This is a genomic window from Herbiconiux gentiana (assembly GCF_024978135.1).
GTDB classification, from domain to species: Bacteria; Actinomycetota; Actinomycetes; order Actinomycetales; family Microbacteriaceae; genus Herbiconiux; species Herbiconiux gentiana.
This window is the reverse complement of sequence record NZ_JANTEZ010000004.1, coordinates 443,095-468,164: the sequence shown is the minus strand read 5'-3', so window position 1 is coordinate 468,164 and position 25,070 is coordinate 443,095. Positions and strand designations below refer to the sequence as shown.

The window sequence follows — 25,070 nt, the reverse complement described above, 5'->3', positions numbered from 1 at the left end:
CCCGTGCCGGAGCTCCCCGAGGTCGAGGTCGTGCGCGCGGGCCTCGAGCCCGCCGTCTCGGGTGCGCTGATCACCGGGGTCGAGGTGTTCGACACCCGGTCGCTGAAGCGGCACAGCCCGCTCGAGGGGCGGTTCGAGTCGCTGCTCGAGGGGCGACGGATGCTCGCCGCCGTCCGGCGGGGGAAGTTCCTGTGGTTCCCGCTGTCGGCGGGGGCGGCGGCGGCGCCGACGGGGGAGGGCGGCGCGGGTGGTGCCGCGCCCGCGACAGCCGCGGCCTCAGGGCCGCAGGCGCTGGTCGCGCACCTCGGCATGAGCGGGCAGGTGCTGCTGCGCACGCCGGGTACCGGCGAGGAGGGGCTGCTGCGCATCCGGCTGCAGATCGAGCATCCGGAGCACGGCGAGTTCTGGGTGAACTTCGTCGACCAGCGCATCTTCGGCTCGATGGCGGTCGACCGCCTCGTGCCCACGGCCGACGGTGCCGCCGGCGGGTACTCGGGCTTCGACAGCGGGCGGATGCTCGGCGACACGCTCGCGCTCGTGCCCGGCCAGGTGGCGCACATCGCCCGCGACCCGCTCGACCCCGCGTTCGACGAGGCGACGTTCCTCGCGGCGCTCGGGCGCAAGCGCACCGGGATCAAGCGGGCCCTGCTCGATCAGACACTCGTCTCGGGCATCGGCAACATCTACGCCGACGAGTCGCTGTGGGCCGCGCGGGTGCACTACGAGCATCCGGCCGACCGCCTGCCGCGGGCCCGGGCGCGTGAGCTGCTCGCCGAGGTGCGGGTGGTGCTCGAGAAGGCCCTCGCCGAGGGCGGCACGAGCTTCGACGCGCAGTACGTGAACGTGAACGGGGCGTCGGGGTACTTCTCGCACAGCCTGAACGCCTACGGGCAGCAGGGGAAGCCGTGCCCGCGGTGCGGCACGCCGATCGTGCGGGAGGCGTTCATGAACCGGTCGTCGCACCTGTGCCCGCGGTGCCAGCGGCCGTTCCGGGCGCGGGTGGCGCGGGTCGCCGCCTAGCTCTTCGCAGGGGTGGCCGGGGCGGCTTCCGCTGAGGCCGCCTCGGCCCGCTCGGCGTGCTTCACGTGGGCCGTGACGTGGCCGATCACCGCCACGACCACCGTCACCAGCGCGGCCGCCGCCAGCCCCCAGCCGATGTGCAGCAGGAGCAGCAGCGCGCCCACGCCGGCCCCGGCCGCGATCAGCACGATCGCCGCCGCGCGACGGAACCACGGCTGGCCCTTGCCGCCGGCGAGGCGCGAGTCGGCCGCGAAACCGGTGATGGTCGAGGTGACCACGACGGTCGTCACGTCCTTGACACCGATGTGCCGGGCGGTCGCGGCCTGAAGCCCCATCGCCATGGCGAGGAACGTGGTGATCAGGTACTCCCACGGCTGCGGCGGAGCCCCGTCGAGCACGAAGAGCGTGATCGCCAGCGCCGTCAGCATCAGCCCCACGACGGTGATCAGCCAGGTGGTGCGGGTCGTCCATCCGGCCTTGATCGGGCGGAGCACCCGGCCGCCGACGACCGCGCCCGCCATGAAGGCGAACAGGGCGATCAGCGGGCCGAGCCAGGGCAGCCCCGGGGCGCCCGCGAGCGCCATGCCGAGGATGACCACGTTGCCCGTCATGTTGCCCGCGAACACCTTGTCGAGGCCGAGATAGCCGATGGCGTCGACGACGCCGGTCGAGAACGTCAGCGCGAGCATCAGCGCGAGGTGCAGGGTGCCGCTGTTGGCGCGGAGTCTCGTGAGCACGGTTGGTCCCGTCGGTCGGTGGGGCGGTCGGGTGGTGGGGTCGGCGCGGCGCTGTTTCACGCCGAGGGGGTGCATGTTTCGCGGGTGTAAAAGCCGGTTTCGGCCGTGCAAACAGTGCTCCTGAACGCTATCCGCTCGGGGAAGCGGGCCGCAAACGGCGATAGCCTCGGGGGGTCGGCGGCCGCCCCGGGGCCCGCCGCCAGCTCCACCCGACCGGGCACGAGAACGGATGCGCATGTCGATGACGGCGGCCCTGCAGCCCGGCGCGGGCGAGATCCGCGCCACCGAGTACCTGGCCGCGAGCCTCTCGCACGTGCTCTGGGGGCGGTTGCCCTGCGCGACCGACCAGCCCGTGCTGACGATCGACTCGGGCACCGACGTGACGATCGACACGCTGAGCCACGAGGGCATCCTGGAGGACCAGGGTCGCGACCCGGTCGCCTTCTTCGCCGCGAACGGGGTCGACCGCTCGTTCGTGCTCGACGACGCTGTGGCGCTGGCGGCCTCCGCGTACCCGCGCTCGACGGCCGACGGCCCCCACGTCGTCACCGGGCCCGTCGCGGTGCGCGGGGCGCAGCCGGGCGACCTGCTGAAGATGACCGTGCTCGAGACGACCCCGCGCGTGCCCTACGGCGTGATCTCGAACCGGCACGGCAAGGGTGCCCTGGTCGGGGAGATGCCGGAGTCGCAGGGCTCGGTGAGCGTGTTCGCCGAGGTCGCGGACGGGCTCGACGGCGCAGAGTGGGGCACGCTGCCGCTCGTGCCGGGCGGGGAGCGCTCGGTGCGGTTCCCGCTTCGGCCGTTCCTCGGCATCATGGGGGTCGCGGTGGCGGGCTCGTCGAGGCCGCACTCGGTGCCGCCCGGGGCCCACGGCGGCAACATCGACATCAACCTGCTCACCGTCGGCTCGTCGCTGTACCTGCCGGTGCAGGTGCCGGGGGCGCTGGCGTACGTGGGCGATCCGCACTTCGCGCAGGGTGACGGCGAGGTGGCGCTGACCGCGATGGAGGCGTCGCTGCGGGTGACGGTGCGGTTCGAGGTGGTTCCGCAGGCGGTCGCCGTGGAGTCGTTCGGGGCGCTGGCCGGGCCGCTGGCCGAGACCTCGGAGTTCCTGGTGCCGACGGGCCTCGACGAGGACCTCGACGTCGCTGTGCAGAACTGCGTGCGCGCTGCGCTCGGGCTGCTGGAGGCGCGGTACGGCATGGACCGCGCGCTCGCCTACGCCTACCTCAGCGCCGCCACCGACTTCGACATCTCGCAGGTGGTCGACATCGTGAAGGGTGTGCACGCGCGCATCCGCGTCGCGGACTTCGCGGGGGTGCGCCGTGGCTGAGCCGGTGGGTGCGGGGCTTCCCGCTGACGTCACGTCGATGGTGGGGGTGCTGCCCGCGGGCGAGCTCGAGGCGCTGGTGGGGGCGTTCCGGGCATACGAGGCGGCGTTGATGACGAATGACCTCGAGGCGCTCGACGGGTCGTTCGCGCCGGGCGGCGCCACGCTGCGGGGCGATGCGAACGGGCTGCTCGTGGGGCACGAGCGCATCGCGGCGTTCCGCGGGCTGCGGGGCGGGGTGGCGCCGCGGCGCATCGTCGAGCTGCACGTGCGGGTGGTGGCTCCGGATGCGGCACTGATCGTGTCCGTCAGCGCCTTCGACGCCGGCGGGACGGGGCTGCAGACGCAGCTCTGGCAGCGCTCGCCCGACGGCACCTGGACGATCGGAGCCGCCCACGTCACCGGCGCCCCGCCCGCGCTCAACCGCTCGGTCTGGCGGGTGGCGGGGGCGCCGCTCGTGCCGCCGGCGCCGGTTCCGGCCGCCACCGGCAGCTCGGCCGCCGTGTCCGACTCGGGGCCGCTGGCCGGTGCGTCGGGCGCGGGTTCGTTGGCCGCTGCATCGGGCGCGGGTTCGCTGGTCGGTGCGTCGGGCGCGGGGCCGCTGGTCGGCTCGTTCGGCGCGCGGCCGCTCGACGGGATGACGGTGGCGGTGAAGGACCTGTTCGACGTCGCGGGGTACGCGGTGGGGGCGGGCAACCCGGTGTTCCTCGCGGAGGCGGGGCGGGCATCCGTCGACGCCGACGCGGTGGCCGCGCTGCGGGCCGCCGGCGCGGCCGTGCAGGGCATCGCGCAGACCGACGAGTTCGCGTACAGCATCGCGGGGCGGAACACGCACTACGGGACGCCGCCGAACCCGGCGGTGCCCGGGGCGATCCCCGGGGGGTCGTCGAGCGGGCCGGCCGCCGCGGTGGCGCTCGGCCAGGCGAGCATCGGCCTGGCGACGGACACGGCCGGGTCGATCCGCGTGCCCGCTTCGTACCAGGGGCTGTGGGGGCTGCGCACCACGCACGGCGCCGTGAGCACGCGGGGCCTGCTGCCGCTCGCACCCTCGTTCGACACGGTCGGCTGGCTGACGCGCGACGCGCCCACGCTCCGCGCGGCCGCCGCGGCGACGCTCCCCGCAACCGAGGGCGCGGCTACCGCGCTGCGGGCGGGGCTCGTCGCGGCGCCCGAGCTGCTCGAGGGGTGCGCGCCCGAGGTTGCGGACGCGTTCCGGGCGTTCGTGGCAGGGCTCGGGGGAGCGGTCGTCGAGGTGGAGCTCGGGGGGCTCGACGAGGTGTTCGCCGCGTTCCGCACGGTGCAGGGCGCCGAGGCGTGGCGGGCGGACGGGGCGTGGGTGGCCGCGCATCCGGGAGCCGTGGGCGCCGACGTCGCCGAGCGCTTCGAGGTCGCCGCCGCGATCACCCCCGGCCAGGAGCTCGACGCCCGCGAGGTGCTGCGGCAGGCGCGGCAGCGGTTCGACGCGGCGCTCGACGGGCGGGTGCTGCTGCTGCCGTCGGCCTCGTCGGCGGCGCCCCCGCTCGACGCCTCGGCCGAGACCATCGCGGCCGTGCGCGCCGCCACCCTGCGGATGACCGCCGTCGCCGGCACCGGCGGCTACCCCGCGCTCTCGGCGCCGCTGCTGCACGTGCCCGCCCCCGGCGGCACCGCCCCGCTCGGCCTCTGCCTCGTCGGCCCGCGCGGCTCCGACCTCGCCCTGATCGACCTGGCGTCCGACCTCGCGTAGAACGGCGCTGGGCACGTCCCCCGAAACACGGGTGAAACACGCGTTTCGTAGGATGGGAGGTGACGAAACAGACTTTTCGAGGAGACCGATGAGCACGCCGCCCGCCCTGCTGCCGATCAACCCGCCCCCGCGCCTGCTCATGGGCCCCGGCCCGATCAACGCCGACCCGCGCGTGCTGCGCGCCATGTCGGCGCAGCTCGTCGGCCAGTACGATCCCGCGATGACGGCGTACATGACCGAGACCATGGGGCTGTACCGGCAGGTCTTCCGCACGGCCAACGAGCAGACGCTGCTGATCGACGGCACCTCGCGCGCGGGCATCGAGGCGGCCATCCTGTCGCTCGTCGCCCCCGGCGACCGCGTGCTCGTGCCGGTGTTCGGCCGCTTCGGGCATCTGCTGCGCGAGATCGCCGAGCGCGCCGGCGCCGAGGTGCACGTGATCGAGCGCGAGTGGGGTACGGTCTTCACCGAGAGCGAGATCGAGAGCGCGATCGTGCGCGTCAAGCCCGCCCTCCTCGCCGTCGTGCACGGCGACACCAGCACCACGCTCGCCCAGCCGCTCGAGGGTCTCGGCGAGCTCTGCGCCAAGCACGGCGTGCTCTTCTACACCGACGTCACCGCGTCGCTCGCGGGCAACCCCTTCGACGCGGACGCCCTCGGCCTCGACGCCGTGACGGCGGGGCTGCAGAAGTGCCTCGGGGGGCCGTCCGGGTCGGCGCCGGCGACGTTCTCGGCGAAGGCCGTCGAGCGCATCGAGTCGCGCAAGAGCATCGAGGCCGGCATCGCGGGGTCGAGCGACGAGATCCGTGAGTCGCGCATCCGCTCGAACTATTTCGACCTCGCCATGATCTTCGACTACTGGGGAGAGAAGCGCCTGAACCACCACACCGAGGCCACCACGATGCTCTACGGGGCGCGCGAGTGCGCCCGCATCATCGTCGAAGAGGGGCTCGACGCCACGATCGAGAGGCACCGGATGCACGGGGCCGCCATGCTCGCCGGCGTGCAGGGTCTCGGGCTGACGGTGTTCGGTGACCCCGCGGCGAAGATGAACAACGTGGTCGCGGTGCGGATCCCCGACGGGGTCGTCGGAGACGCGGTGCGCGGCGAGATGCTCGAGGACTTCGGGATCGAGATCGGCACCTCGTTCGGGCCGCTGCACGGCAAGGTCTGGCGCATCGGGACGATGGGGTACAACGCGCGGAAGGATGCGGTGCTGACGACGCTCGCCGCGCTGGAGCAGGTGCTGCGGCGGCACGGGGCGGCGGGCACGCCGGGGGCGGCCGTCGAGGCGGCGTACGGCGTGTACGAGGGGGCAGGGGCGTGACGGGGGTCGGTGCACCGGGTGACGGTGCCGGCCGCTCGCCGGGTGCTGCCGGACCCGGCGCCGGCGCAGCGCGCGAGGTGCCGGCCGACACCACGGCCTCCGTCGTGCTCGAGCGCTGCGACCTGCTCGCGACGCACTCGTCGCTGCCGGGCGGCCTGATCCAGCGCGTCAACCTCTCGCCCGGGCACGCCGCCGTCAACGCCCTCGCCGCCACCTGGATGCAGGACGCCGGCATGACCACCTGGCAGGACGCCGCCGGCAACCAATGCGGCCGCCTCGAGGGTGCCGAGCCGGGGCTCCCGGCGCTGCTGCTCGGTTCGCACCTCGACACGGTGCCGCGGGCGGGGAAGTACGACGGCATCCTCGGGGTGCTGACGGCCATCGCGGTGGTGCAGCGCATCCGCTCGTCTGGTCGGCGGCTGCCGTTCGCCCTCGAGGTGGTGGCGTTCGCCGACGAGGAGGGCACCCGGTTCGGGCGGGCTCTGATCGGCTCGCGCGCCTACGCCGGCACCTTCGACCCCGCGTGGTGGGAGCTGCTCGACGAGCACGGGGTGAGCCTGCACCAGGCGTTCCTCGACTTCGGGCTCGACCCGGCGCGGGTTCAGGATGCCGCACGGCGCCCCGAGGACTTCGTGGGGTACCTCGAAGCTCACATCGAGCAGGGGCCCTACCTCGAAGACGAGGGCAAGGCGCTCGGGATCGTGTCGTCGATCGCCGGGGCGCGGCGGTTCCTGATCACCATCACCGGGCGGGCCGGGCACTCGGGCACCCCCTACGAGCGGCGGCGCGACGCGCTCGCGGGGGCGGCGGACGCGATCCTCGCGATCGAGCGGATCGCCCGCTCGGCGCAGCTCATCGCCACCGTCGGGCACCTGCAGGTGTCGCCGGGGGCGGTCAACGTCATCCCGGGCGAGGTGGAGTTCAGCCTCGACCTGCGGGGCGAATACGACAGCGAGCGGGACCGGATCTGGACGGTCATCCAGGACATGCTGACCGACATCTGCCGGCAGCGGCGGCTGTCGTGGGAAAGCATCGAGACGCACTCGGCGCCGGCCGCGGAGTGCAGTGCGCGGTTGCGGGCGGCGGTGGGGGAGGGCATCCGCTCGACCGGCGACCGGCGGCCGATGTCGCTGTTCTCGAAGGCGGGGCACGACGCGATGGCGATCGCGGCGATCACCGAGATCGGGATGCTCTTCGTGCGCTGCGAGGGCGGGGTGAGCCACAATCCGGCCGAGCACGTGACCGAGGCCGACGTGGCGGCGACGATCGATGCGTTCGAGGCGGCGGTGCTGGCGGTGGCTGCGTCGTTCTCGGGTGAGTCGTCGGGGTCGTCGGGCTCCTCGGGCTCGGGCGTCTGAGCGGGCGAGCGATGAGCGTGCAGACGATGAACATCGGCCAGCGGATCGACCGCAGCTACGGCGAGCTCTCGCCGCAGGAGCAGCGGGCGGCCGACTTCATCCTCGACCACCTCAGCGACCTGGCCGTGTACTCGGGCACCGAGCTGGCGCAGCGCAGCGGGGTCTCGAAGGCGACGGTGTCGCGGCTGTTCCGGCGTCTCGGCTTCGAGAACGCGCAGGAGGTGCGGGAGCAAGCGCGCTCGCTCCGCTCCTCGGGGGTTCCCGTCGGCGGTGCGACGCCCGGTGCGACGGCTGACCTGTCCGCTCATCTCGTGCGCGAGGTCGAGAACCTGCGGCGCTGCCTCGACTCGCTCGGGCCCGAGCGGCTCGAGCAGGCGACCTCGCTGCTGGTGCGCGGCCGCACGGTCACCGTGGTCGGCCTCCGCAACAGCTATCCCGTCGCCGTGCACCTGCGCGAGCAGCTCGCCCAGGCACGCGACTCGGTGCTGCTCGCCCCGCTGCCGGGCCAGACGCTCGCCGAGGAGTTCGCCGAGAAGGATGCGCGTGACACCGCCGTGGTGCTGGGCTTCCGTCGGCGGCCGGCGGGGTTCGGGCGGATGATCGCGGGCATCGCCGCGCGGGGTGTGCCGGTCATCCTGATCGGTGACCCGTCGGCCCGCCGCTACGCCGAGTTCGCGAGCGTGTGGATCGAATGCCCGATCGACAGCGTCTCGCCGCTGGACAGCTACGCCAGCGCGATGAGCTTGGCGAACGTGCTGGCGTCGAACACGCTCGCGGCGCACGCCCGCGACAGCCGCACGCGCATCGCGGCGATCAACACCCTCTACGACGCCTTCGGCGAACTCGAGCAGCCCTAGCCCGGGCTGGCCCGCGCGGCCGGAATCAGTTCTGACAGCGGATCACGAAGCCCGAGGCGTAGCACCCGCCGCCCTTGTAGTCGTTGAACCTCTCGACCGGGCCCGGCGTGACCCATCCACTCGGGCTGACCGGCGCGTAGGAGAACCCGGAGTCGTCGATGCGGTCGAGCTGCCAGCTGCCCTGAAGGGAGCTCGGGACGCCGCCGATGATGTTGAAGCTCAGCTGCGGTTCGGGAATCCAGTCGACATTCGCCTGGACGGGCGGGTCGACCATCTCGGCCTGCGCTGCCTGGGGCAGACCGAGTACACCGCAGACGCCGACGAACGCCGCGCTCGCCAGAATCGACCAGCGGCGGAGGCCCGACGCCGTTCGGCGGACCGGAACCCTTCCTCGGGAGCCCGCACCGCGACGGCCTCCGCTACTCACCGATCGCAGGTGATCACGCGGGACGAGGTGATCGCGCATCCGCCGTCTTTGTACTCGCTGAGCCGGTTGAGTGCTCCACCGGTCGCCACCGACGTGGGGTTCACCGGAGAGTAGTGGAAGGTGCTGTCCCACATCCCGACCATTTGCCAGAGGCCGACCATGTCGTTCGGCACGCCACCGATCGTGTTGAACCCGACGGGGCCTTCCGGGATCCAGTCGACGTTGGCCTGGGCCGGCGGGTCGGTCATCTCCGCGTGAGCGGCGAGGCCGACGCCGCCGACCAGCAGTGCGGTCAGACCGATCGTCCCGACCGACATGGACACGATTCGTTTCGAGATGGAGTTCATGGGCTCGAAACTACGTCCGCATGCCCGGCCCGTGACCTGAGCAATCGTTACTCAGTGCGACGAGCTTCTCCGAGTCAGCCGCCTCTCCTCCAGGCGAGTGGTCACTTTCCGCCCTAAAAGGGCGTGTTTTGGGCGGAAAGTGGCCACTCGGTGGGGAGGACGGGGCTCGCGAGGGGTGCGGAGCGGGTGGCGCTCGCGAACGGGTAGCGCGGGGGCGCAGAGGGGCCGCTCGCGAACGGGTAGCGCGGGGGTGCGGAGGGGCCGCTCGCCAGGGTGGCGAGCGGGCGGGTCAGGGGCGGGTGCCCGCTGCAGCGAGTTTGGCCGGGATGTCGGCGGCGGTCATGCGGACGACGTAGGCCGGGCGGTCGCGCTCGAAGCGCCAGGAGTCGGCGAGCGGGCCCGCGTCGACGGCGTCGAAGCCGAACTCGTCGAGCAGGGTGGTGACGAGCGCCTTCGCGGCCGCGTCGTCGCCCGCGATGGGGAGCGCGCGACGGTCGGCGGTGCCGGCCGGGGCTCCGTCGGTGGTGAGGTCGGCCGCCATGATGTTGTTGAACGCCTTGACGACGGTCGAGGTCGGCAGGTGCTCCTGCAGCATCTGCGACACGGTCGTGCGACCCTCGTCGAGCGCCGGGATGCGCCCGTCGCGCTCGAAGTAGTAGTTGTTCGTGTCGATCACCGTCTTGCCCGCGAGCGGCTCGACCGGAACCGCCTCGTACGCCTTCAGCGGCACGGTGACGACCACGAGCTCGCCCGCCTTCGCGGCCTCGGCCGGGGTGGCCGCCCGGGCCTGCGGTCCGAGCTCGGCGACGAGCGCCTCGAGCGTCTCGGGCCCCCGAGAATTGCTGATCACGACGCTGTAGCCGTGGGCGACGGCGAGTCGCGCGAGCTGCCCGCCGATGTTGCCGGCGCCGATGAAACCGATGGTGGTGAGTCCTGTTGCAGTCATACCGAGAGTCAACCCGCTCGGTGCGCGTTCATTCCCCGCTCCCAGCAGGTGCCCCGGATGCTCGCACCGCATTGTCGACGTCGTCACCCCCGCCGAGGTCGCTGCAGTCGACCTCCGCGGCCCCGTTCACCGCCAGGAACGCCCGGGCGCCGCGATCGGCGTGCGAGGCCCCGAGGGCGTCGATCAGCGCCGGGGCGTGGTCGGCTCCGATGATCACCGGATGCCCGGGACGGGCGTCGTAGAACGCCTGCGCGAGGGTGCCGCGGTGGGCGCCGGCGAGCAGGCGCTGCACGGCCTCCGGGCGGAGGTGGGGCAGGTCGACGAGCGTCACCACGATGACGTCGGCGTCGGCCTCGAGCGCCGCCGCGAGGCCGTGCGCCAGGGAGGCGGAGAGGCCCTCGGCCCAGTCACGGGCATCCGTCGCCCTCACCCGGGGATCGGAGAGCGGGCCGGCCAGGAGGGTGCGGGCCTCGGCGGCCCGGGCGCCGAGCACGAGGAGCACCTCGTCGCAGCCGCCGTCGAGCAGCACGCGGAGGCCTCGCGCCGCCCACGGTTCGCCGTCGGCGGCCTCGACCAGGGCCTTCGGGCGGCCCATCCGACGGCCCGCGCCGGCGGCGAGGAGCACACCGACCGAGCGCATGGGAGACATGCCCCTCATCGTAAGCTGGGGGGATGGAGAACGCGTTGGCGGTCGTCGACGGCATCGAGCTGCGGGAGGCGCTGCGCTCGTGTCTCGGGGTGGAGCGGTTCGTCGAGGAGGTCGCGGGGGCGGCGCCGTTCGGGTCGCACGATCAGCTGCTCGCGGTGGCCGACCGGGTCGCGTCGTCGTTGACGGCCGGGGAGGTGGAGGCGGCGCTCGCGCATCATCCGCGGATCGGGGAGCGGGCGACCGGCGACGGGCAGGCGCAGCGGTTCAGCCTCACGGAGCAGTCGGCGGCCGAGGCGTCGGACGCGGCGCTCGCCGAGGAGATCGCCCGGGGGAACCGGGAGTACGAGGCGCGGTTCGATCGGGTGTTCCTCATCCGGGCAGCGGGGCGGGGGCGGGCTGAGATCCTGCAGGAGCTTCGGCGGAGGCTGCTGCTCGACGACGCGGCCGAGGCCGCCACGGTCGCGGGGGAGCTGCTCGACATCACCATGCTGCGGCTCGCGAGCCTGTACCCGCCCGACCCGGCCGCCGACTGAGCGCCACCGTGCCCGTCGATCCCACCATCACCACCCGAGGAGCAGCATGACCGACCGCAGCCACGTCACCACCCATGTGCTCGACTCCGTGATCGGGCGACCCGCCGCGGGGGTGCCCGTCGTGCTCGAGCACCACGACGGCGCGGCGTGGGTGACGATCGGGTCGGCGAGCACGGACGAGGACGGGCGGGTGAACAGCCTGGGGCCGGTGGCGCTCGAGCCCGGTCGGTACCGCGTGGGGTTCGACACGGCGACGTACTTCGCCGAGCAGGAGGTGAAGGCGTTCTACCCCGAGGTGCAGATCACCTTCGAGCTCGCCGACGCCGCGGCGCACTACCACGTGCCCCTGCTGCTCAGCCCCTTCGCCTTCTCCACCTACCGCGGCAGCTGAGCCCCGGCGCCGACACGATGGCGGCGCCGGTCACGCCGGCGCACGCCGGGCGGGGACCGGCGCGCAGAACAACTCAGGCGAAGCCGCCCGCGATCGTCCAGGCCGAGCCGGCCGCGGAGGCGTCGTCGCGCACGACGGAGGCCTGGATGAGGCCGTAGGGACGGTCATCCGCGTTGAAGACCTCGTTCTCGTTCGTGAGGCCGAACGGCGAGAGGTCGTAGAGGAAGTGGTGCTTGTTCGGTGCCGACATGCGGATCTCGGCCAGGAACGGGTACTGCTCGAGCACCGCCTTGCCCATCTCGTAGAGGGTCTGCTGCAGCGCGAGCGAGTGCAGCGACGCGAAGACGCCGACCATCGTGCGCTTGATGCCGAGGTACACGCCCTCCCAGTCGAAGGCGGCGGGGTCGCCGACCTCGTCCATCACGAAGCGCCACTTGGCCACCAGCGAGGTCGCCATGATGCGGTCGCTCGTCGGCTCGAGCACCGTGTAGGAGTCCTCCAGGAAGCCGTGGAACTCCGAGCCGGTGGTCTTCAGCAGAACGAGGTCCTTGAAGCCGCCGATGACGTGCGAGGTCTGGGAGGAGCCGACCCCTTCGACCGTGATGGCGGCGGTGCGCACCTCCTGGCCCTTGCGCACGAAGGTGTGGTCGTGGTCGGCGCCGTCGACGACGGCCCGCTCCCACTCGTACTCCTCGATCTCGATGCGGGCGCCGGTGACGGGCTCGACGTCGTCGACGAAGTGGGCGGCGAGCGTGAGGCCGTAGGGCTCGATCGAGGTCAGGCCCTTCTCCTTGGCGTAGGAGTAGGCGGTCTGCTTCTGCGTGTCGGTCGGCAGCACCGCGCCCTGGTCGCCCGTGAGGTGGGCGGGGTCGAAGGCGCCGCGCAGGGCGGTGGAGACGTTGACGTCGTGGATCTCGTGCCGCGGGCTGTCGCGGTAGATGCGCACGATGCGGTTCTCGGCTTTGCCGTACTGGTGCTCTCCGAGGACGATGGCCATGGTCTCCTACTCACTGCGCGGAGGACGCTCGATTCCGCGCCTGTCCAGTCTGTCGGCAGGCCGACGGGGCAGATGACGGATGCGGTGGCCGGGACGCGGAATTTACGTCTAATTTACAAGGCGGTTCAGCGGGTGGAACCCCGTCGCGCGAGCAGCTCGCCGAGCGGCGTGCGGGTGCCCTCGTCGAGCAGCTCGCCGGCCCCGCCGTGCACGATCCGGCCGCGCAGCCACGTGGTCGCGACCACGCCCCGGAGGCTCCGCCCGTCGTAGGCCGACACCGGGTTCTTGTGCGCGAGCGCCCGCGCGTCGACCGCGAACTCCTCCTCGGGGGCGAAGGCGACGAGGTCGGCGTCGCGGCCCGCCTCGATGGCCCCCTTCTGGTCGAGGCCGACGAAGGCGGCGGTGTTTCCGCTCATCCAGCCGAGCACGCGCTCGAGCGGGATGCCGCGTTCGCGCGCCGCCGTCCAGACCGCCGGGAACGACAGCTGCAGCCCCGAGATGCCGCCCCAGGCCTCCTGGAAGTCGCCGTCGCCCGCGAACTTCAGCTCGGCCGTCGAGGGGGAGTGGTCGCTCGCGATCAGGTCGATCGTGCCGTCGAGCAGGGCCTCCCAGAGCAGGTCGCGGTTCGCTTCGTCGCGGATGGGCGGGCAGCACTTGAACTGCGTACCGCCGGCCGGGATCTCCTCGGAGGAGAAGGCGAGGTAGTGCGGGCAGGTCTCGACCGTCAGCGGCAGGCCCTCGGCCTTGGCGGCGCGGATGGCGTCGAGGGCGCGGGCGCTGGAGAGGTGCAGGATGTGGGCGCGGGCGCCGGTGGCGCGCACGCCGTCGATGACGTGGGCGATCGCGTGCTGCTCGGCGGCGTCGGGGCGGGAGGCGACGAAGGCGTCGTAGTCGCGGCCGTCGGGGGCTGAAGCGGTGGAGGCCCCGGCAGCGGCCCCGGCCCCGGCAGCGGCCCCGGACCCGGCCTCGGTGCGGGCAGGATCAGCGGATGCCGCGGGGGCGGCCGTCGCCGCGGCGGTGTCGAGCGCATCCGGGTCTTCGGCGTGCACGATCAGCAGCCCGCCGAAGCCGGCGATCTCCTCGAGGGCCTGTCGCAGCTGGGGCGTCGACAGGTGCGGGAACTCGTCGACGCCCGACGGCGCGAGGAAGGCCTTGAAGCCGAAGACGCCGGCGTTCCAGAGCGCCTCGAGCGACCCGAGGCTCGACGGGATGGCCCCGCCCCAGAACCCCACGTCGACACTCGCCTGCGGCGCGGCCGCCTCGCGCTTGACGGCCAGGCCCTCGACGGTGGTGGTCGGCGGGATGCTGTTCAGCGGCATGTCGACGATCGTCGTCACGCCTCCGGCGGCGGCGGCGCGGGTCGCGGTGGTGAAGCCCTCCCACTCGGTGCGCCCGGGCTCGTTCACGTGCACGTGGGTGTCGACGACACCGGGCACGAGCACCTGCCCCTCGGGGAGCGTGACGGTCTCCTGCGCCGGGAGCTCCTCGTCGTACTCCGCGATCGCGGCGATCACGCCGTCGCGCACGGCGACGGCGGCCTCCCGCCACTCCCCGTCGACGAGCACGGAACGGGAGCGGACGACGAGGTCGTAGGGCGCGGTCATGGGGGCTCCTCGGTGCTCGGGCGGGGGAAGTGGCACAAGCCTAGACGGCTAGCATTGGCGGCATGAGCGTCGTGACGCCGGAGCAGCGCGCGGCCTGCCCGAAGCACATGGAGTACGGGCCCTGCGGCGGTGTCGACTTCGACGGCACCTGCGAGGTGGGGGAGTTCCGCTGCGTGTTCCTCGACACTCCCACCGTGCGCTGGCACGGCACGCGTGACCGCCCCACCGAGTCCGACCCACCCGCCCCGCAGCCCGGCGCCGCCGCCATGCGGGCCCTCCTCGCCACCCGTCAGGTCGTCGTGGCCGACTTCCCCGGCCGCTCGGTCGACCGCGTCTCGCTCGCCGACTGCGCCGCCGCCCTCGCCGGCCGGGTCGACGCCACCCTCGCCGGCGACTCCGGACGCAGCCGGGTCCAGTTCCCGCCGAGCTACCGCGCCCACTTGATCCAGCAGCAGGGTGTCGCCGTCTGGACCGGCCTCAACTGCCGCGACCGCAACCGTGTCGCCCTCGAGGGCGAGCTCGCCGGCCTCCGCGCCGTCGGCGTCGCCGGGGTGCACTGCGTCACGGGCGACCACACCGCGACCGGCGGACGCCCCGACGCCCAGCCCGTGTTCGACCTCGACTCGACCGAGCTCGCCTCGCTCGCCGCCGCGGCCGGGCACCTCGTCTCGGTCGCCGAAGCCCCCACCTCCCCGCCCGTCGAGAAGCGCGCCGCGCGCCTCCGCGAGAAGGTGCTCGCGGGCGCCGACGTCTGCTTCGTCAACCACGCCGGCGGCGTCGAGCCCGTGCGTCGCTTCATCGAGGCCACCCGCGAGGCGGGGGCCGAGCCCGCGTTCATCCCGTGCATCCCGATGGTGATCGACCGGGGCAGCGCCGGCCTGCTGCGCTCGTTCACCACGCTGGTGCTGCCCGAGGGCTTCCTCGACCGCATCCTGCACGCCGCCGACCCCTACCGCGAGGGCCTCGACGCCGTCACCGAGCTGGCTGAGCGGATGCTCGCCCTCGACGGTGTGGCCGGCGTGAACCTCTCCGGCGGCGCCTCGGCCGGCGCGGAGGTCGAGTTCGCCGACGCGATGGGGATCGTCGCGGAGCGCCTCGGGCTGTCATCATGAGGCATGAGCGACTTCCCTACGGTCACTGATCCCGACGCGCCCGCCACCGCCCACGCCACGGCACAGCCCGGCTCCGCAGCGCCCACCACCGTCACGGCGGGCCAGTACCTCGCCTCCCGCCTCGTGCAGCTCGGCGCCGACCACGTCTTCGGGCTCCCGGGCGACTTCAACCTCAGCCTCCTCGACCAGATGGTCACCGTCGAGGGCTTCCACTGGGTGGGCTCGACGAACGAGCTCAACGCCGCCTACGCCGCCGACGGCTACGCCCGACTGCGCCGCGGCCTCGGTGCGCTCGTCACCACCTTCGGGGTCGGCGAGCTCTCGGCCATCAACGGCGTCGCCGGCAGCTTCTCCGAGGACGTACCGGTCGTGCAGATCACCGGGATGCCCTCCACCGTGCAGAAGGCCGCCGGCGCGCACCTGCACCACACCCTGATCGACGGCGACTACGAGCACTTCTACCGCGCCTACCGCGAGGTCACCGCCTCCGCGACGATCGTGCGGGCGGCCACCGCGACCCGCGACATCGACGCCGCCCTGATGACGGCGCTCCGCGAATCCAAGCCCGTCTACCTCGGCATCCCGGCCGACGTCGCGGTCGCGCCCGTGCACGCGGCGAACCTCCGCTCCCCGCTGCGCGCCGCGACGAGCGACGCCGGCGAGCTCGACCGGTTCATCGAGGCGCTCGCCGAGGCCGTGGCCGCGAGCACCCAGGTGACGATGCTCGTGGGCCCCCAGGTGCACCGCCGCAGCCTCGAGCCGCTGGTGCGCGAGATCGCCGACCACGACGGCGTCTACGTCGCCTCGCAGAACATGTCGAAGGCGGTGCTCGACGAATCGCACCCCGCGTCGCTCGGCACGTACATGGGCGCCTTCACCCGCGTCGACGAGGCGCGCGCCGCGGTCGACGACGCCCCGCTGCTCGTGCTCGCGGGCACGGTGATGAGCGACTTCCTGTCCGGCTTCTTCACCCAGCGCTTCGACGAGGACCGGGCGATCGAGCTCGGGCTCACCGCGGCCCGCATCGCCGACACCACGTTCTACGGGGTGCGCCTCGAGGACTCGCTGCGCGCCCTGCACGGCGTGCTCGCGCGCACGTCGCGGCCCGCGGTGACGGCGGTCGGGCATCCGCCGATCGCCGACGCCGCGGCCCCCGTGCCGGGCGCCCCGCTCGACCAGGAGCACTTCTGGGCCGCCGTGCAGGGCTGGCTGCGCCCCCGCACCACGGTGATCGCCGACGCCGGCACCTCGTTCTACGGCGCACTCGACCTCGTGCTGCCCGACGAGAGCGACCTGCTCGGGCAGCCGGTGTGGTCGTCGATCGGGTACACGATCCCCGCCACGCTCGGCGCCTCGGTGGCGCTGCCCGGGCGGCGCTCGGTGCTGTTCGTGGGCGACGGGGCGGCGCAGCTGACGATCCAGGAGCTGTCGACGGTGCTGCACCGCGGGTCGACGCCGGTGGTGTTCCTGCTGAACAACGACGGGTACACGGTCGAGCGAAAGATCCAGAGCCCGGAAGCCGTCTACCAGGACATCGCGCCCTGGGACTGGACGCTCATCCCCGCCGCCTTCGGCGCCGCCGACCGGGTGGTGACCGCGAAGGCCGCGACGCAGGACGAGCTCGCGTTCGCGCTCGAGCTGGCGCACGCGACGACCGACAAGGCGGTGCTGATCGAGGTGGTGCTGCCCGCGATGGACTCGCCGCGGCTGCTCACGGTGCTCACCGAGGCGATCGCGCACGCAGCCCGGCGAGACTGACGGTGCCGGCGCCGCGCCCTATCCGGCGAGCAGCGAGGCGGTCCAGCCCGCGGCGTCGCGCCGGTACTCGGTGCGGCGGCTCGCCGTGTCGGGGTCGCCCTCCCAGAAGGTGAGCCGCACGGGTCGCACCACGAAGCCGGTCCAGGTGGCCGGCGGGTCGAGCGACGGATGCTCGTGCCCGAACTCCGCCCACGTCGACAGCCTCGTCGCACCGTCGAGGGCCGCGAACGCCGCCGTGTTCAGCCACGACAGCTGCTGCAGATAGCGCGAGCGGTGCTCGTACGCCCACGCCTGCTCCGCGGCGGACGACACGGTCGCGGAGCCCTGCACCACGAGCTGCCGCCCCGGCCACAGCAGGGTCAGCGCGACGTGCGGGTTCGCGGCGATGTCGGCCACCTTGCGCGAGCGCGAGTCGGTGTGGAAGTACAGCCCCGTGGCGTCGTGCTCCGAGAGCAGCACCGTGCGGGCATCCGGATACCCGCTGGAGGACACGGTGGAGAGCGTCATCAGCGGGCGCACCGGGTCGTCGTTCGAGGGCAGCCAGGAGGCGAGCAGCTCGTCGGGGCCGGCCGTGCCCGGGGGAGCGGCGACCGGGTCGAGCGCGGTCACGAGGCGGAGACGGCCGAGAACGATCCCGCGCTCGAGACCGAGCCGGCGACCGAGGGCGACGGCCCCGCCGCGTCGAACCGCGCGATCTCGGCGAACGCCGCCACCGAATCGGTCACGGCCGCGTCGAACAGCGTCTTGCCGTACTCGGCGGTCGCCCCGGTCGGGTCGCCCAGGGTGCCGTTGGTCGAGAAGTCGTTCGAGAGCCAGCCGAAGGTGACCCGCTTCTTGAAGCCGATGTGCTCGTAGTCGGCGAGGTGCGCGGGCACGCTGCGCTCGGCCACCGAGAGGTCGACGAGCTCGGGCCGCAGGTGCAGCACGAGCGAGGTCTCCGAGTGCCCGGCGTGGATGCCGAGCCCCAGCTCCTCGGGCCCGTCGTGCGCCCCGGCCGGCACGGTCGCGCCCATCAGGAAGGTCTGCAGCCCGAAGCGGCGGCGGAGCTCCCGGCACGCGACCTGCAGCAGCGCCAGGTTGCCGCCGTGCCCGTTGAAGAAGACGAGCTTGCGGGCCGGTGTGGCGGCGATCGAGTTGCCGAGCTCGACGACGGTCTGCATCAGCGTGTCCCAGCTGATCCACATCGTGCCGGGCGCCCAGTGGTGCTCGTCGCTCTTGGTGTAGGCGAGGGTCGGCAGGATCCAGACGTCCTGACCCTCGGCGGCGGCGCGCTCGACGGAGGCGTTCGCGACGGCGTCGGCGATCAGGTAGTCGGTCATCAGGGGCAGGTGCGGGCCGTGGAACTCGATCGCGCCGGTCGGCAGCACGATCACCGAGTCCTCCGACAGGGCGGCCTCGGCCGCGGTGCCCGAGAGCTCGACGAGGCGGCGGGTGCGGATGCTCATGAGCGCTTCTCCGGACCGGTGACGACACCCTCCGGCGGCAGCTTGCCGGGGTTCAGCAGCCCGGCCGGGTCGGTTTTGGCGGCCAGGGCGCGCACCCGGTCGACCTTGTGGTCGACGTACCACTGGTGCGGGGAGTGGTAACCGACGTCGATCGCCAGCAGGCGGTCGAAGCCCGCGTAGACGGCCTCGGGGCTGATGTAGGGGGCGGCGAGCATCCCGATCGGGTGATCGCGCTGCGCCTCGATGTGCAGCATGCCGCCGGGGTAGACCTGGTGCACCTCGTCGAGCCGTTCGACGAGCGCCGCGCCCGAGACCTCGACGTGGAACCACGGCTCGTCGCGGGACTTCTGCAGCCACTCGATCGGGTGGTTGTACGAGAGCATCGAGATCTTGACGGTGGCCTGCGGGCCCTCGCGCACGTCCTCGACCGTGCCGCCGGCGCCCTCGACGAGCACCCGGGCGGCGTCGAGCGAGACGACGTCGAGGATGGCGCGGAGCGAGGCGCGCCCCGGCGGGATGGCCGGGTCGGCCGGCAGCGCCTCGGAGACCTCAGGCAGGTCGGCGGAGACGAGGCGCGGCGTCGGCTCGAGCCAGCCGATCTGGCGGATGACCGAGGTGGCCTGCTCGAAGGTCGGGAAGCTGGCGTAGAAGCCCACCCACTCCTGCATGGGCTCGAGCGCGATGGTGGCGCGAGCGATGATGCCGGCGGTTCCGTAGGTGTGCACGTAGGGCTGAGCATCCGCCCCTTCGACGTGCACGAGGCTGGCCTCGGGCGAGGCGTGCACCACGTCGAGCGCGAGCACGTAGTCGCCGCTCATGTTGGAGCCGTGCTTGATCGAGCCGGTGCCGCCGGAGCCGCCGGAGAGGAAGCCGCCGATGGTCGACTGCGCCGTGGACGGGTACATCAGGATCTGCTGGCCGGTCTCGCGCGCCGCCTGCTCGATGGCGACCATCGTGGCGCCGGCCTCGGCAGTCAGCCGGCCCTCCTCGACCGAGACGACCGCGCGGGCCTTCGACACGTCGAGCACGAGCCCGCCCTCGAGCGGGATGGCCTGGCCGTAGTTGCCCGTGCCCTTGCCACGCGGGGTGACGCCGACGCCGTGGCGCACGGCGGCCGCGACGACCTCGGCGATCTGCTCGGCGGTGGTCGGGAAGGCGACGAGGTCGGCCAGCCCGAGGGGCAGCTGAGCGGCGAGGATGGGCGACATCTTCGCGCCGTCGACCGAGGCCTTCTCCCGGCCGCGCAGCTCGGTGGTGACCCCGCGTTCGCCGAGCAGGGCGGTCAGCTCGCTGGCCAGCCCGGCGATGTCGCCGGCGGTCGGGGTGGGGGCGGGGGAGATGGTCATGGTGGTCCTTCGGTGCGGTGCGAGGTGGAGCGGGCGTGCGGTGCGGGCATGCGGTGCGGTGCGGTGCGGGTGTGCGGTGCGGTACGAGGCGGTGCGCGGGGGCGTGCGTTCAGGGCGGGGGCGCCGATCAGTGCATGATCATGCCGCCGGTGACGTTGAGCGCCTGACCGGTCATGTAGGCGGCGTCGTCGGAGGCGAGGAAGGTGGCGACCCCCGCGACGTCGGCGGGGTCGGCGAGCCGGCCGAGCGGCGAGTACGTCGACCAGAGGGCCACGTCCTCCTCGGTGCGGGTGGCGGCGCCCATCTCGGTGAGCACGTAGCCCGGGCAGAGGCAGTTGGCGGTGATGCCGGATGGCCCTAGCTCGAGGGCGGTCACCCGGGTGAGGGCGATCACGGCGGCCTTGGAGGCGGCGTAGTGCCCCTGGCCCGCGCCGCCCGTCTTGCCGGCCATGCTGGCGAGGTTGATGATCGTGCCCCGGCGGTGCCCCGCGGGGTCGGGCCCGGCGATCATCGCCTTGGCCGCGACCTGGGTGGTGACGAGCATCGCGGTGGTGTTGATGGCGAAGGTCGTCTCCCACTCCGCGACCGAGATGTCGAGCAGCGGTGAGAAGCGCAGGATGCCGGCGTTGTTGACCAGCACGTCGATGCCGCCGAGATCGGCGATCACCGCATCCATCACCTCGACGGTGCCGGCGTGGTCGGTGAGGTCGACGGGGGAGAAGCGGCACCCGGTCTCGTCGGCGAAGGCGGTGCCCTCGTCGACGAGACGGTCGAGCACGGCGACCTCGGCGCCCTCGGCGGCGGCGCGCCGCGCGATGGAGGCGCCGATGCCGCGCGCACCCCCCGTGACCACGATCCGCTTGCCGACGAGGCGGTTCGGGATGCCCACGGCGGCGGGGGACGGATCGGTGGTCACGGGGGAGTGCGTCATGGTTACTTCAGGCCGATCGAGGTGTCGATGTACTCGTTCGTGTACAGGTCGTCGACCGTGAGGCCGTCGGCCGGCTTGGAGCCGATCTTCTCGAGGATCGGCACGGCCTTGTCGAAGAACGAGGTCATGCGGGCCTCGTCGAGGTCGCCGATCGCGTCGTTCGAGCCGTTGGACACGAGGCCCAGGTCGATCATCTGCTTCACCGAGAAGTCGGCGACGCCCTGCGAGTAGACCCAGCCGGTGTCGAACTGCTTCACCAGGTCGAGGATCAGCGTGTTCACCGGCGCGGGGTCGGCGAAGTAGTCGACCTCGGCCTGCTGCAGCACGGGCACGAGGGCCTTGAGGCAGTCGGAGTTCGCCTCGAGGTCACCCGTGCGGGTGGCCATGACCGACTGGTAGTAGTCCCAGCCGGTGTCGTTGATGAGCTGGAAGTCGACGGGCTTCATCCAGTCCTCGACCTCGTTCTCGTAGATGTACGGCTCGGCCGAGGCGAAGCCCTGCTGGGCCGCCTTGCCCTGGTCGGCGACGAAGTTCGCCGGCGTGCCGTCGTAGCTGCCGTCGGCCTGGGCCTCGGGAACCTGGCCCGACTCCTTCAGGTACTCCATGTAGGTGGAGTCGGCGAAGTAGCGCACGACGGCACCCTTGCTGGTGACGTCCTTGATGGTCTTGGCGTCGGGGTAGGTCGCCGGGTCCCACATGATCATCAGCGGGCTCTTCTCGAGCGGCGCGAAGACGGACGTGGTGGGGAAGTCGGCCGAGTTGGCGATCTGCTCGTCGGTGGAGACGTAGCCGAGCATGATGTCCGGGTCCTGGTACATGATGCTGGTCACGCTCTGGAAGCCGATGGCCGGGCCGCCGGAGCGGATCTCGACGTTCACGCCGGTGTACTCGCCACCGCTGTAGAGCGGGCCGCTGACGCTCTTGTTGCTCGCGTCGATCTCGGGGTCGGGGCCGAGCAGTTCGTACAGGTGGCCGTGCTCGGCCTCGGGGTTCCAGTCGGTCTGCAGCACGACGTTCGCCGGGCAGCCGGCGGCGGCCAGGTCGACCGAGCCGATCTCGGCGTCGGCGGCGGGGGTGGACTCGCTGCTGGAGGCTCCGCTCGAGCAGGCGGTGAGGGCGACGGCCGTGGCGGCCACGAGGCCGGCCGTGAGCACGAGCCGGGATCGGGTTCTGCGCATTACATCTCCTTAGGGGTGGTGCGGAATGTGACGGTGCTGTGGTGCAGGGTGGGTCGGATGGGTCGAGGGGGCGGTACGGGCATCCGGAACTAGGCCGAGAAGTCGTACCAGCGGCCGACCGCTCGCTTGCCGATCCAGCCGAAGAGGGCGAAGATCGCCACGCCGAGCAGGGCCGCGACGAAGATCGTCGCGAACAGCTCGGCCGAGCGCAGGCGGGCGGTGTAGGTGCTGAGCAGCGACCCGAGACCGGGCTCGCCGCGACGGAAGAAGAAGTCGCCGACGATGGCGCCGACCACCGCGAGGCCGGCCGAGATACGCATGCCGGCGAAGATGGCGGGCAGGGCGGCCGGGAACTCGAGCTTGGTCAGCACGGTCCAGCGGTTGGCGCGCTGCAGCTGGAACAGCTCGCGCTGGCCCGGGTCGACCGACTGCAGGCCGAACAGGGTGTTCGAGACCATCGGGAACAACGCGATCATCACGCAGACGATGATGCGGGCGGGGTACTCGAAGCCGAACCAGAAGCCGATCAGCGGCACCAGGGCGAGGATCGGGATGCACTGCAGCACGACGGCGTAGGGGTAGAGCGAGCGCTCCACCCACTTCGCCTGGCTCATCGCGACGGCCCAGACGACGCCGATCACGATGGCGATGGCGAGACCCACCAGGGCGACCGCGGTGGTGCGGCCGAGGGCGACCAGGATCTCGCTCAGGGTGTCGGGGTCGAAGAACGCCGCGACGACCTCGTGCGGCGGAGGCATCAGGAAGCGGCGCTTCTCGTCGAGCACGAGGTAGGTGATCGCGTACCAGACGCCGATCAGCGCGAGGAAGACGAGGATCGGCGGCAGCCAGGTCATCGTCTTCGAGCGGGACTTCTTCACCGTGGCGGGCCGCATCAGCGTGCGGTTCTTCAGCGGGGCGGGAGGCGTGGTGGTCATCAGTGGTGGCCTTCTCGGAGGGCGTGGGAGACCTTGCCGCAGAGTTCGGCGAACTCGGCGGTGAACCGGATCTCGGGGTCACGGGGAAGGGGGAACTCGACCGGGAAGGTGTCGACGATCTTGCCGGGGCGCCCCGACATCACGACGACCTTGGTCGAGAGGTAGACCGCCTCGGAGACCGAGTGGGTGATGAACAGTCCGGCGAACTGCTGCTCGGTGAAGAGCTTGATCAGCTCGTCGTTCAGGCGCTCGCGGGTGATTTCGTCGAGCGCGCCGAACGGCTCGTCGAACAGGAACAGCTCGGGGTCGAGCGTGAGGCTGCGCGCGAGGCTCGTGCGCATCTTCATGCCGCCCGAGAGGGTGCGCGGCAGGTGCTTCTCGAAGCCGGAGAGCCCGACGAGGTCGATGGCCTGCTTGGCGGTCGCCCGGCGCTTCGCCTTCGGCACCCCGTTCAGCTCGGCGAGCAGCTCGACGTTCGACTGCACGTCGCGCCAGGGCAGCAGGGTCGCGTCCTGGAACACGTAGCCGATGCGGCTCGTGTCGACCTGGGTCACGCCCTCGGTCGCCGGGGTGAGGCCCGAGGCGATGCGCAGCAGCGTCGACTTGCCGCAGCCGGAGGGGCCGACGACCGTGACGAACTCGCCGCGGTTGACGGTCAGGTCGACGCCGGACAGGGCGGTCGTGCCGTTCGGGAACGTCATGGCGACGTCCTCGAAATGCAGCAGCTGACCGGTCGTGGTCGCGGGGGCGACCTCGGGGGGTGCGATGGTCATGGCGCTTCTCACCTCGTTTCGTACTGGAGTTCGGGGAGTGGTTCGGGGGATCCGGCGAGCGGAGCGATGCTGCGGCTCACCGAGCTCTGGGCGACCAGGCGGCCGGCGTGCATGACGTAGCGGTCGGCCGAGGCGTTGGCGACCGCATCCGAGAGGTTCACGGCGCGCACGGCCAGCAGCTCGGCTTTCGCGCCCACCTCGACGCCGGCGCGCGGCAGGCGCATCACGTCGCGGGCCCCGGTGCTGACGGCGGCGTAGGCCTCGTCGAGAGTGAGGTGGCCGGCGGTCACGAGCAGGGAGGCGGTCTCGAGCGCGTCGCTCCGGCCCACCGGGTTGAAGGGGTCGCGCACGTTGTCGGCTCCGGCGCCGAGGCGCACGCCCGCGTCGAGCAGGGCTCGCACGGCGGTGAGCCCGCGGGGCGTCGAGACCGGATGCTGCCAGCCCTGCAGATAGAGGTTGGTGATCGGCAGGGTCACGATGCCGAGGTCGGCGGCGAGGATGCCCTCGATCAGCCGATCGAGCTCGACGGGTTCGAGGGTGCCGAGACGCACGCAGTGGCCCGCGGTCGCCGGGCGGCTCGCCGGCCAGTCGCGCACGACCTCCGTCAGGGTGCCCATCGTGACGGGCCCCCCGAGGCTCTCGTCGGTGTGCATGTCGACGCCGACGCCGCGTTCCGTGGCGATGGCGAGCAGGCGGCGCAGGTCGGCGTCGGGCTCGTCGGCGAGGTGCGGGGCTCCGCCCACGAGGTCGACGCCGAGGTCGAGCGCCTCGCGCACCTGGGCGTCACTGGCATTCGGGCCCGCCAGGGCGACGAGTTCGAGGTCGACCAGTCCGGCGAGCTCCTCCCGCACCTGCACCAGGGCGCGCACGCCGCGCATCGAGTCGGCGGCCGGTCCGTCGTCGTGCAGCAGGTCGACATGGCAGCGGATGGCGGTCGTGCCGTTCTGCAGCATCGCGAGGGCCTGGCGCCGGGCGCGGTCGGCGATGGACGCGGTGGTCATGGTGGCGGCGTAGCGCTTCCACGACTCGATCGCGAGGCCGAGGTCGCCCATCGGCGGGTCGATCAAGTCCCAGGAGAGCGCCTTGTCGAGGTGCGCGTGCGGCTCGGCGGGGGCGGGGAGCAGCAGGAAGCCGTCGAGGTCGAGGGTGCTCTCGGCGTCGGTCGAGTCGTCGAAGCGCGCGCTGCTGCCGGCCGGGCGCACGGCCGAGACCGTGTCGCCGTCGAGCTCGACGTCGACCAGACGGCCGTCGGGGAGGGTCGCCGATCGCAGCAACCGGAGGGTTCGGGGCAGCACGGACATAGGGTGCTCCTCTCCGGTTCGAATGTTGATGGCTTCAACAGG

The 25,070-nt window shown here is 72.6% G+C and carries 25 protein-coding genes; 10 read left to right on the top strand and 15 right to left on the bottom strand.

Annotation, left to right across the window (positions count from 1 at the left end; genetic code table 11):
* The first annotated feature begins 3 nt into the window (after positions 1–3).
* Positions 4–1,020, top strand: a complete 1,017-nt coding sequence (mutM, locus tag NVV95_RS12590) for a bifunctional DNA-formamidopyrimidine glycosylase/DNA-(apurinic or apyrimidinic site) lyase (RefSeq protein ID WP_259486878.1) — start codon at positions 4–6, stop codon at positions 1,018–1,020.
* On the opposite strand, the gene NVV95_RS12585 is transcribed toward mutM, so the two are convergent.
* Positions 1,017–1,757 carry a YoaK family protein gene (locus tag NVV95_RS12585; protein ID WP_259486877.1) on the bottom strand — a complete coding sequence of 247 codons (741 nt, stop codon included), beginning with the start codon at positions 1,755–1,757 and terminating at the stop codon, positions 1,017–1,019. The genes mutM and NVV95_RS12585 overlap by 4 nt on opposite strands.
* A 235-nt stretch (positions 1,758–1,992) precedes the next feature.
* Between NVV95_RS12585 and NVV95_RS12580 the strand changes: the two genes are divergently transcribed.
* The 5 genes from NVV95_RS12580 to NVV95_RS12560 all read left to right on the top strand — a co-directional run bounded on the left by NVV95_RS12580 (position 1,993) and on the right by NVV95_RS12560 (position 8,355).
* Positions 1,993–3,090 (top strand): acetamidase/formamidase family protein, encoded by a 1,098-nt coding sequence (locus tag NVV95_RS12580; RefSeq protein WP_259486876.1) that lies wholly within the window; start codon positions 1,993–1,995, stop codon positions 3,088–3,090.
* Positions 3,083–4,813, top strand: coding sequence for an AtzH-like domain-containing protein (locus NVV95_RS12575; protein ID WP_259486875.1), 1,731 nt, complete (start codon positions 3,083–3,085; stop codon positions 4,811–4,813). Before NVV95_RS12580 ends, NVV95_RS12575 begins: the two co-directional genes overlap by 8 nt.
* 88 nt (positions 4,814–4,901) lie before the next feature.
* Complete coding sequence (pucG, locus tag NVV95_RS12570; RefSeq protein ID WP_259486874.1) at positions 4,902–6,140, top strand: (S)-ureidoglycine--glyoxylate transaminase; 1,239 nt, start codon at positions 4,902–4,904, stop codon at positions 6,138–6,140.
* Entirely contained in the window at positions 6,137–7,498 is a 1,362-nt protein-coding gene (locus NVV95_RS12565; RefSeq protein WP_259486873.1) for an allantoate amidohydrolase, read from the top strand. Before pucG ends, NVV95_RS12565 begins: the two co-directional genes overlap by 4 nt.
* 11 nt (positions 7,499–7,509) lie before the next feature.
* Positions 7,510–8,355 (top strand): MurR/RpiR family transcriptional regulator, encoded by an 846-nt coding sequence (locus NVV95_RS12560; RefSeq protein ID WP_259486872.1) that lies wholly within the window; start codon positions 7,510–7,512, stop codon positions 8,353–8,355.
* Between the two features lie 25 nt (positions 8,356–8,380).
* Here the strand turns inward: NVV95_RS12560 and NVV95_RS12555 are convergent, their stop codons facing one another.
* The 4 genes from NVV95_RS12555 to NVV95_RS12540 form a co-directional block, all read right to left on the bottom strand.
* Positions 8,381–8,629, bottom strand: coding sequence for a hypothetical protein (locus tag NVV95_RS12555; RefSeq protein WP_259486871.1), 249 nt, complete (start codon positions 8,627–8,629; stop codon positions 8,381–8,383).
* 149 nt (positions 8,630–8,778) lie between these two features.
* Positions 8,779–9,129 (bottom strand): hypothetical protein, encoded by a 351-nt coding sequence (locus NVV95_RS12550; protein WP_259486870.1) that lies wholly within the window; start codon positions 9,127–9,129, stop codon positions 8,779–8,781.
* Between the two features lie 289 nt (positions 9,130–9,418).
* Positions 9,419–10,075, bottom strand: a complete 657-nt coding sequence (locus tag NVV95_RS12545) for an NADPH-dependent F420 reductase (RefSeq protein WP_259486869.1) — start codon at positions 10,073–10,075, stop codon at positions 9,419–9,421.
* Positions 10,076–10,103: 28 nt separating this feature from the next.
* Positions 10,104–10,724 carry a nucleotidyltransferase family protein gene (locus NVV95_RS12540; RefSeq protein ID WP_259486868.1) on the bottom strand — a complete coding sequence of 207 codons (621 nt, stop codon included), beginning with the start codon at positions 10,722–10,724 and terminating at the stop codon, positions 10,104–10,106.
* Positions 10,725–10,747: 23 nt separating this feature from the next.
* On the opposite strand from NVV95_RS12540, the gene NVV95_RS12535 reads away from it, so the two are divergent.
* Complete coding sequence (locus NVV95_RS12535) at positions 10,748–11,257, top strand: 2-oxo-4-hydroxy-4-carboxy-5-ureidoimidazoline decarboxylase (protein ID WP_259486867.1); 510 nt, start codon at positions 10,748–10,750, stop codon at positions 11,255–11,257.
* Between the two features lie 46 nt (positions 11,258–11,303).
* Positions 11,304–11,648, top strand: coding sequence for a hydroxyisourate hydrolase (gene uraH, locus NVV95_RS12530; RefSeq protein ID WP_259486866.1), 345 nt, complete (start codon positions 11,304–11,306; stop codon positions 11,646–11,648).
* Positions 11,649–11,721: 73 nt separating this feature from the next.
* Here uraH and pucL read toward each other — a convergent pair whose 3' ends face one another.
* Together pucL and NVV95_RS12520 are read right to left on the bottom strand one after the other, a co-directional pair.
* Complete coding sequence (gene pucL / locus NVV95_RS12525; RefSeq protein ID WP_259486865.1) at positions 11,722–12,645, bottom strand: factor-independent urate hydroxylase; 924 nt, start codon at positions 12,643–12,645, stop codon at positions 11,722–11,724.
* Between the two features lie 125 nt (positions 12,646–12,770).
* The gene (locus NVV95_RS12520; RefSeq protein ID WP_259486864.1) at positions 12,771–14,249 is read right to left on the bottom strand and encodes an amidohydrolase family protein; all 1,479 of its coding nucleotides are present in this window, start codon (positions 14,247–14,249) and stop codon (positions 12,771–12,773) included.
* 62 nt (positions 14,250–14,311) lie between these two features.
* On the opposite strand from NVV95_RS12520, the gene NVV95_RS12515 reads away from it, so the two are divergent.
* Both NVV95_RS12515 and NVV95_RS12510 read left to right on the top strand, forming a co-directional pair.
* The gene (locus NVV95_RS12515) at positions 14,312–15,361 is read left to right on the top strand and encodes a methylenetetrahydrofolate reductase C-terminal domain-containing protein (RefSeq protein WP_259486863.1); all 1,050 of its coding nucleotides are present in this window, start codon (positions 14,312–14,314) and stop codon (positions 15,359–15,361) included.
* A 3-nt stretch (positions 15,362–15,364) separates the two neighbouring features.
* Positions 15,365–17,119, top strand: a complete 1,755-nt coding sequence (locus tag NVV95_RS12510) for an alpha-keto acid decarboxylase family protein (RefSeq protein ID WP_259486862.1) — start codon at positions 15,365–15,367, stop codon at positions 17,117–17,119.
* Positions 17,120–17,137: 18 nt separating this feature from the next.
* On the opposite strand, the gene NVV95_RS12505 is transcribed toward NVV95_RS12510, so the two are convergent.
* The 8 genes from NVV95_RS12505 to NVV95_RS12470 all read right to left on the bottom strand — a co-directional run bounded on the left by NVV95_RS12505 (position 17,138) and on the right by NVV95_RS12470 (position 25,028).
* Positions 17,138–17,728: a pyridoxine/pyridoxamine 5'-phosphate oxidase gene (locus NVV95_RS12505; RefSeq protein WP_259486861.1), complete on the bottom strand. Its 591-nt coding sequence runs from the start codon at positions 17,726–17,728 to the stop codon at positions 17,138–17,140.
* On the bottom strand, positions 17,725–18,564 hold the full coding sequence (locus NVV95_RS12500) for a creatininase family protein (protein ID WP_259486860.1): 840 nt from the start codon (positions 18,562–18,564) through the stop codon (positions 17,725–17,727). The genes NVV95_RS12505 and NVV95_RS12500 overlap by 4 nt, the downstream gene beginning before the upstream one ends.
* Positions 18,561–19,910 carry an FAD-binding oxidoreductase gene (locus NVV95_RS12495; protein WP_259486859.1) on the bottom strand — a complete coding sequence of 450 codons (1,350 nt, stop codon included), beginning with the start codon at positions 19,908–19,910 and terminating at the stop codon, positions 18,561–18,563. Before NVV95_RS12495 ends, NVV95_RS12500 begins: the two co-directional genes overlap by 4 nt.
* Positions 19,911–20,037: 127 nt before the next feature.
* On the bottom strand, positions 20,038–20,841 hold the full coding sequence (locus tag NVV95_RS12490) for an SDR family NAD(P)-dependent oxidoreductase (protein WP_259486858.1): 804 nt from the start codon (positions 20,839–20,841) through the stop codon (positions 20,038–20,040).
* 2 nt (positions 20,842–20,843) lie between these two features.
* Positions 20,844–22,019 carry an ABC transporter substrate-binding protein gene (locus NVV95_RS12485; RefSeq protein ID WP_259486857.1) on the bottom strand — a complete coding sequence of 392 codons (1,176 nt, stop codon included), beginning with the start codon at positions 22,017–22,019 and terminating at the stop codon, positions 20,844–20,846.
* Positions 22,020–22,108: 89 nt separating this feature from the next.
* Positions 22,109–22,954, bottom strand: coding sequence for an ABC transporter permease (locus NVV95_RS12480; protein WP_259486856.1), 846 nt, complete (start codon positions 22,952–22,954; stop codon positions 22,109–22,111).
* Positions 22,954–23,727 carry an ABC transporter ATP-binding protein gene (locus tag NVV95_RS12475; protein ID WP_259486855.1) on the bottom strand — a complete coding sequence of 258 codons (774 nt, stop codon included), beginning with the start codon at positions 23,725–23,727 and terminating at the stop codon, positions 22,954–22,956. Before NVV95_RS12475 ends, NVV95_RS12480 begins: the two co-directional genes overlap by 1 nt.
* Before the next feature lie 8 nt (positions 23,728–23,735).
* Entirely contained in the window at positions 23,736–25,028 is a 1,293-nt protein-coding gene (locus NVV95_RS12470; RefSeq protein WP_259486854.1) for an amidohydrolase family protein, read from the bottom strand.
* Positions 25,029–25,070 lie beyond the last annotated feature (42 nt).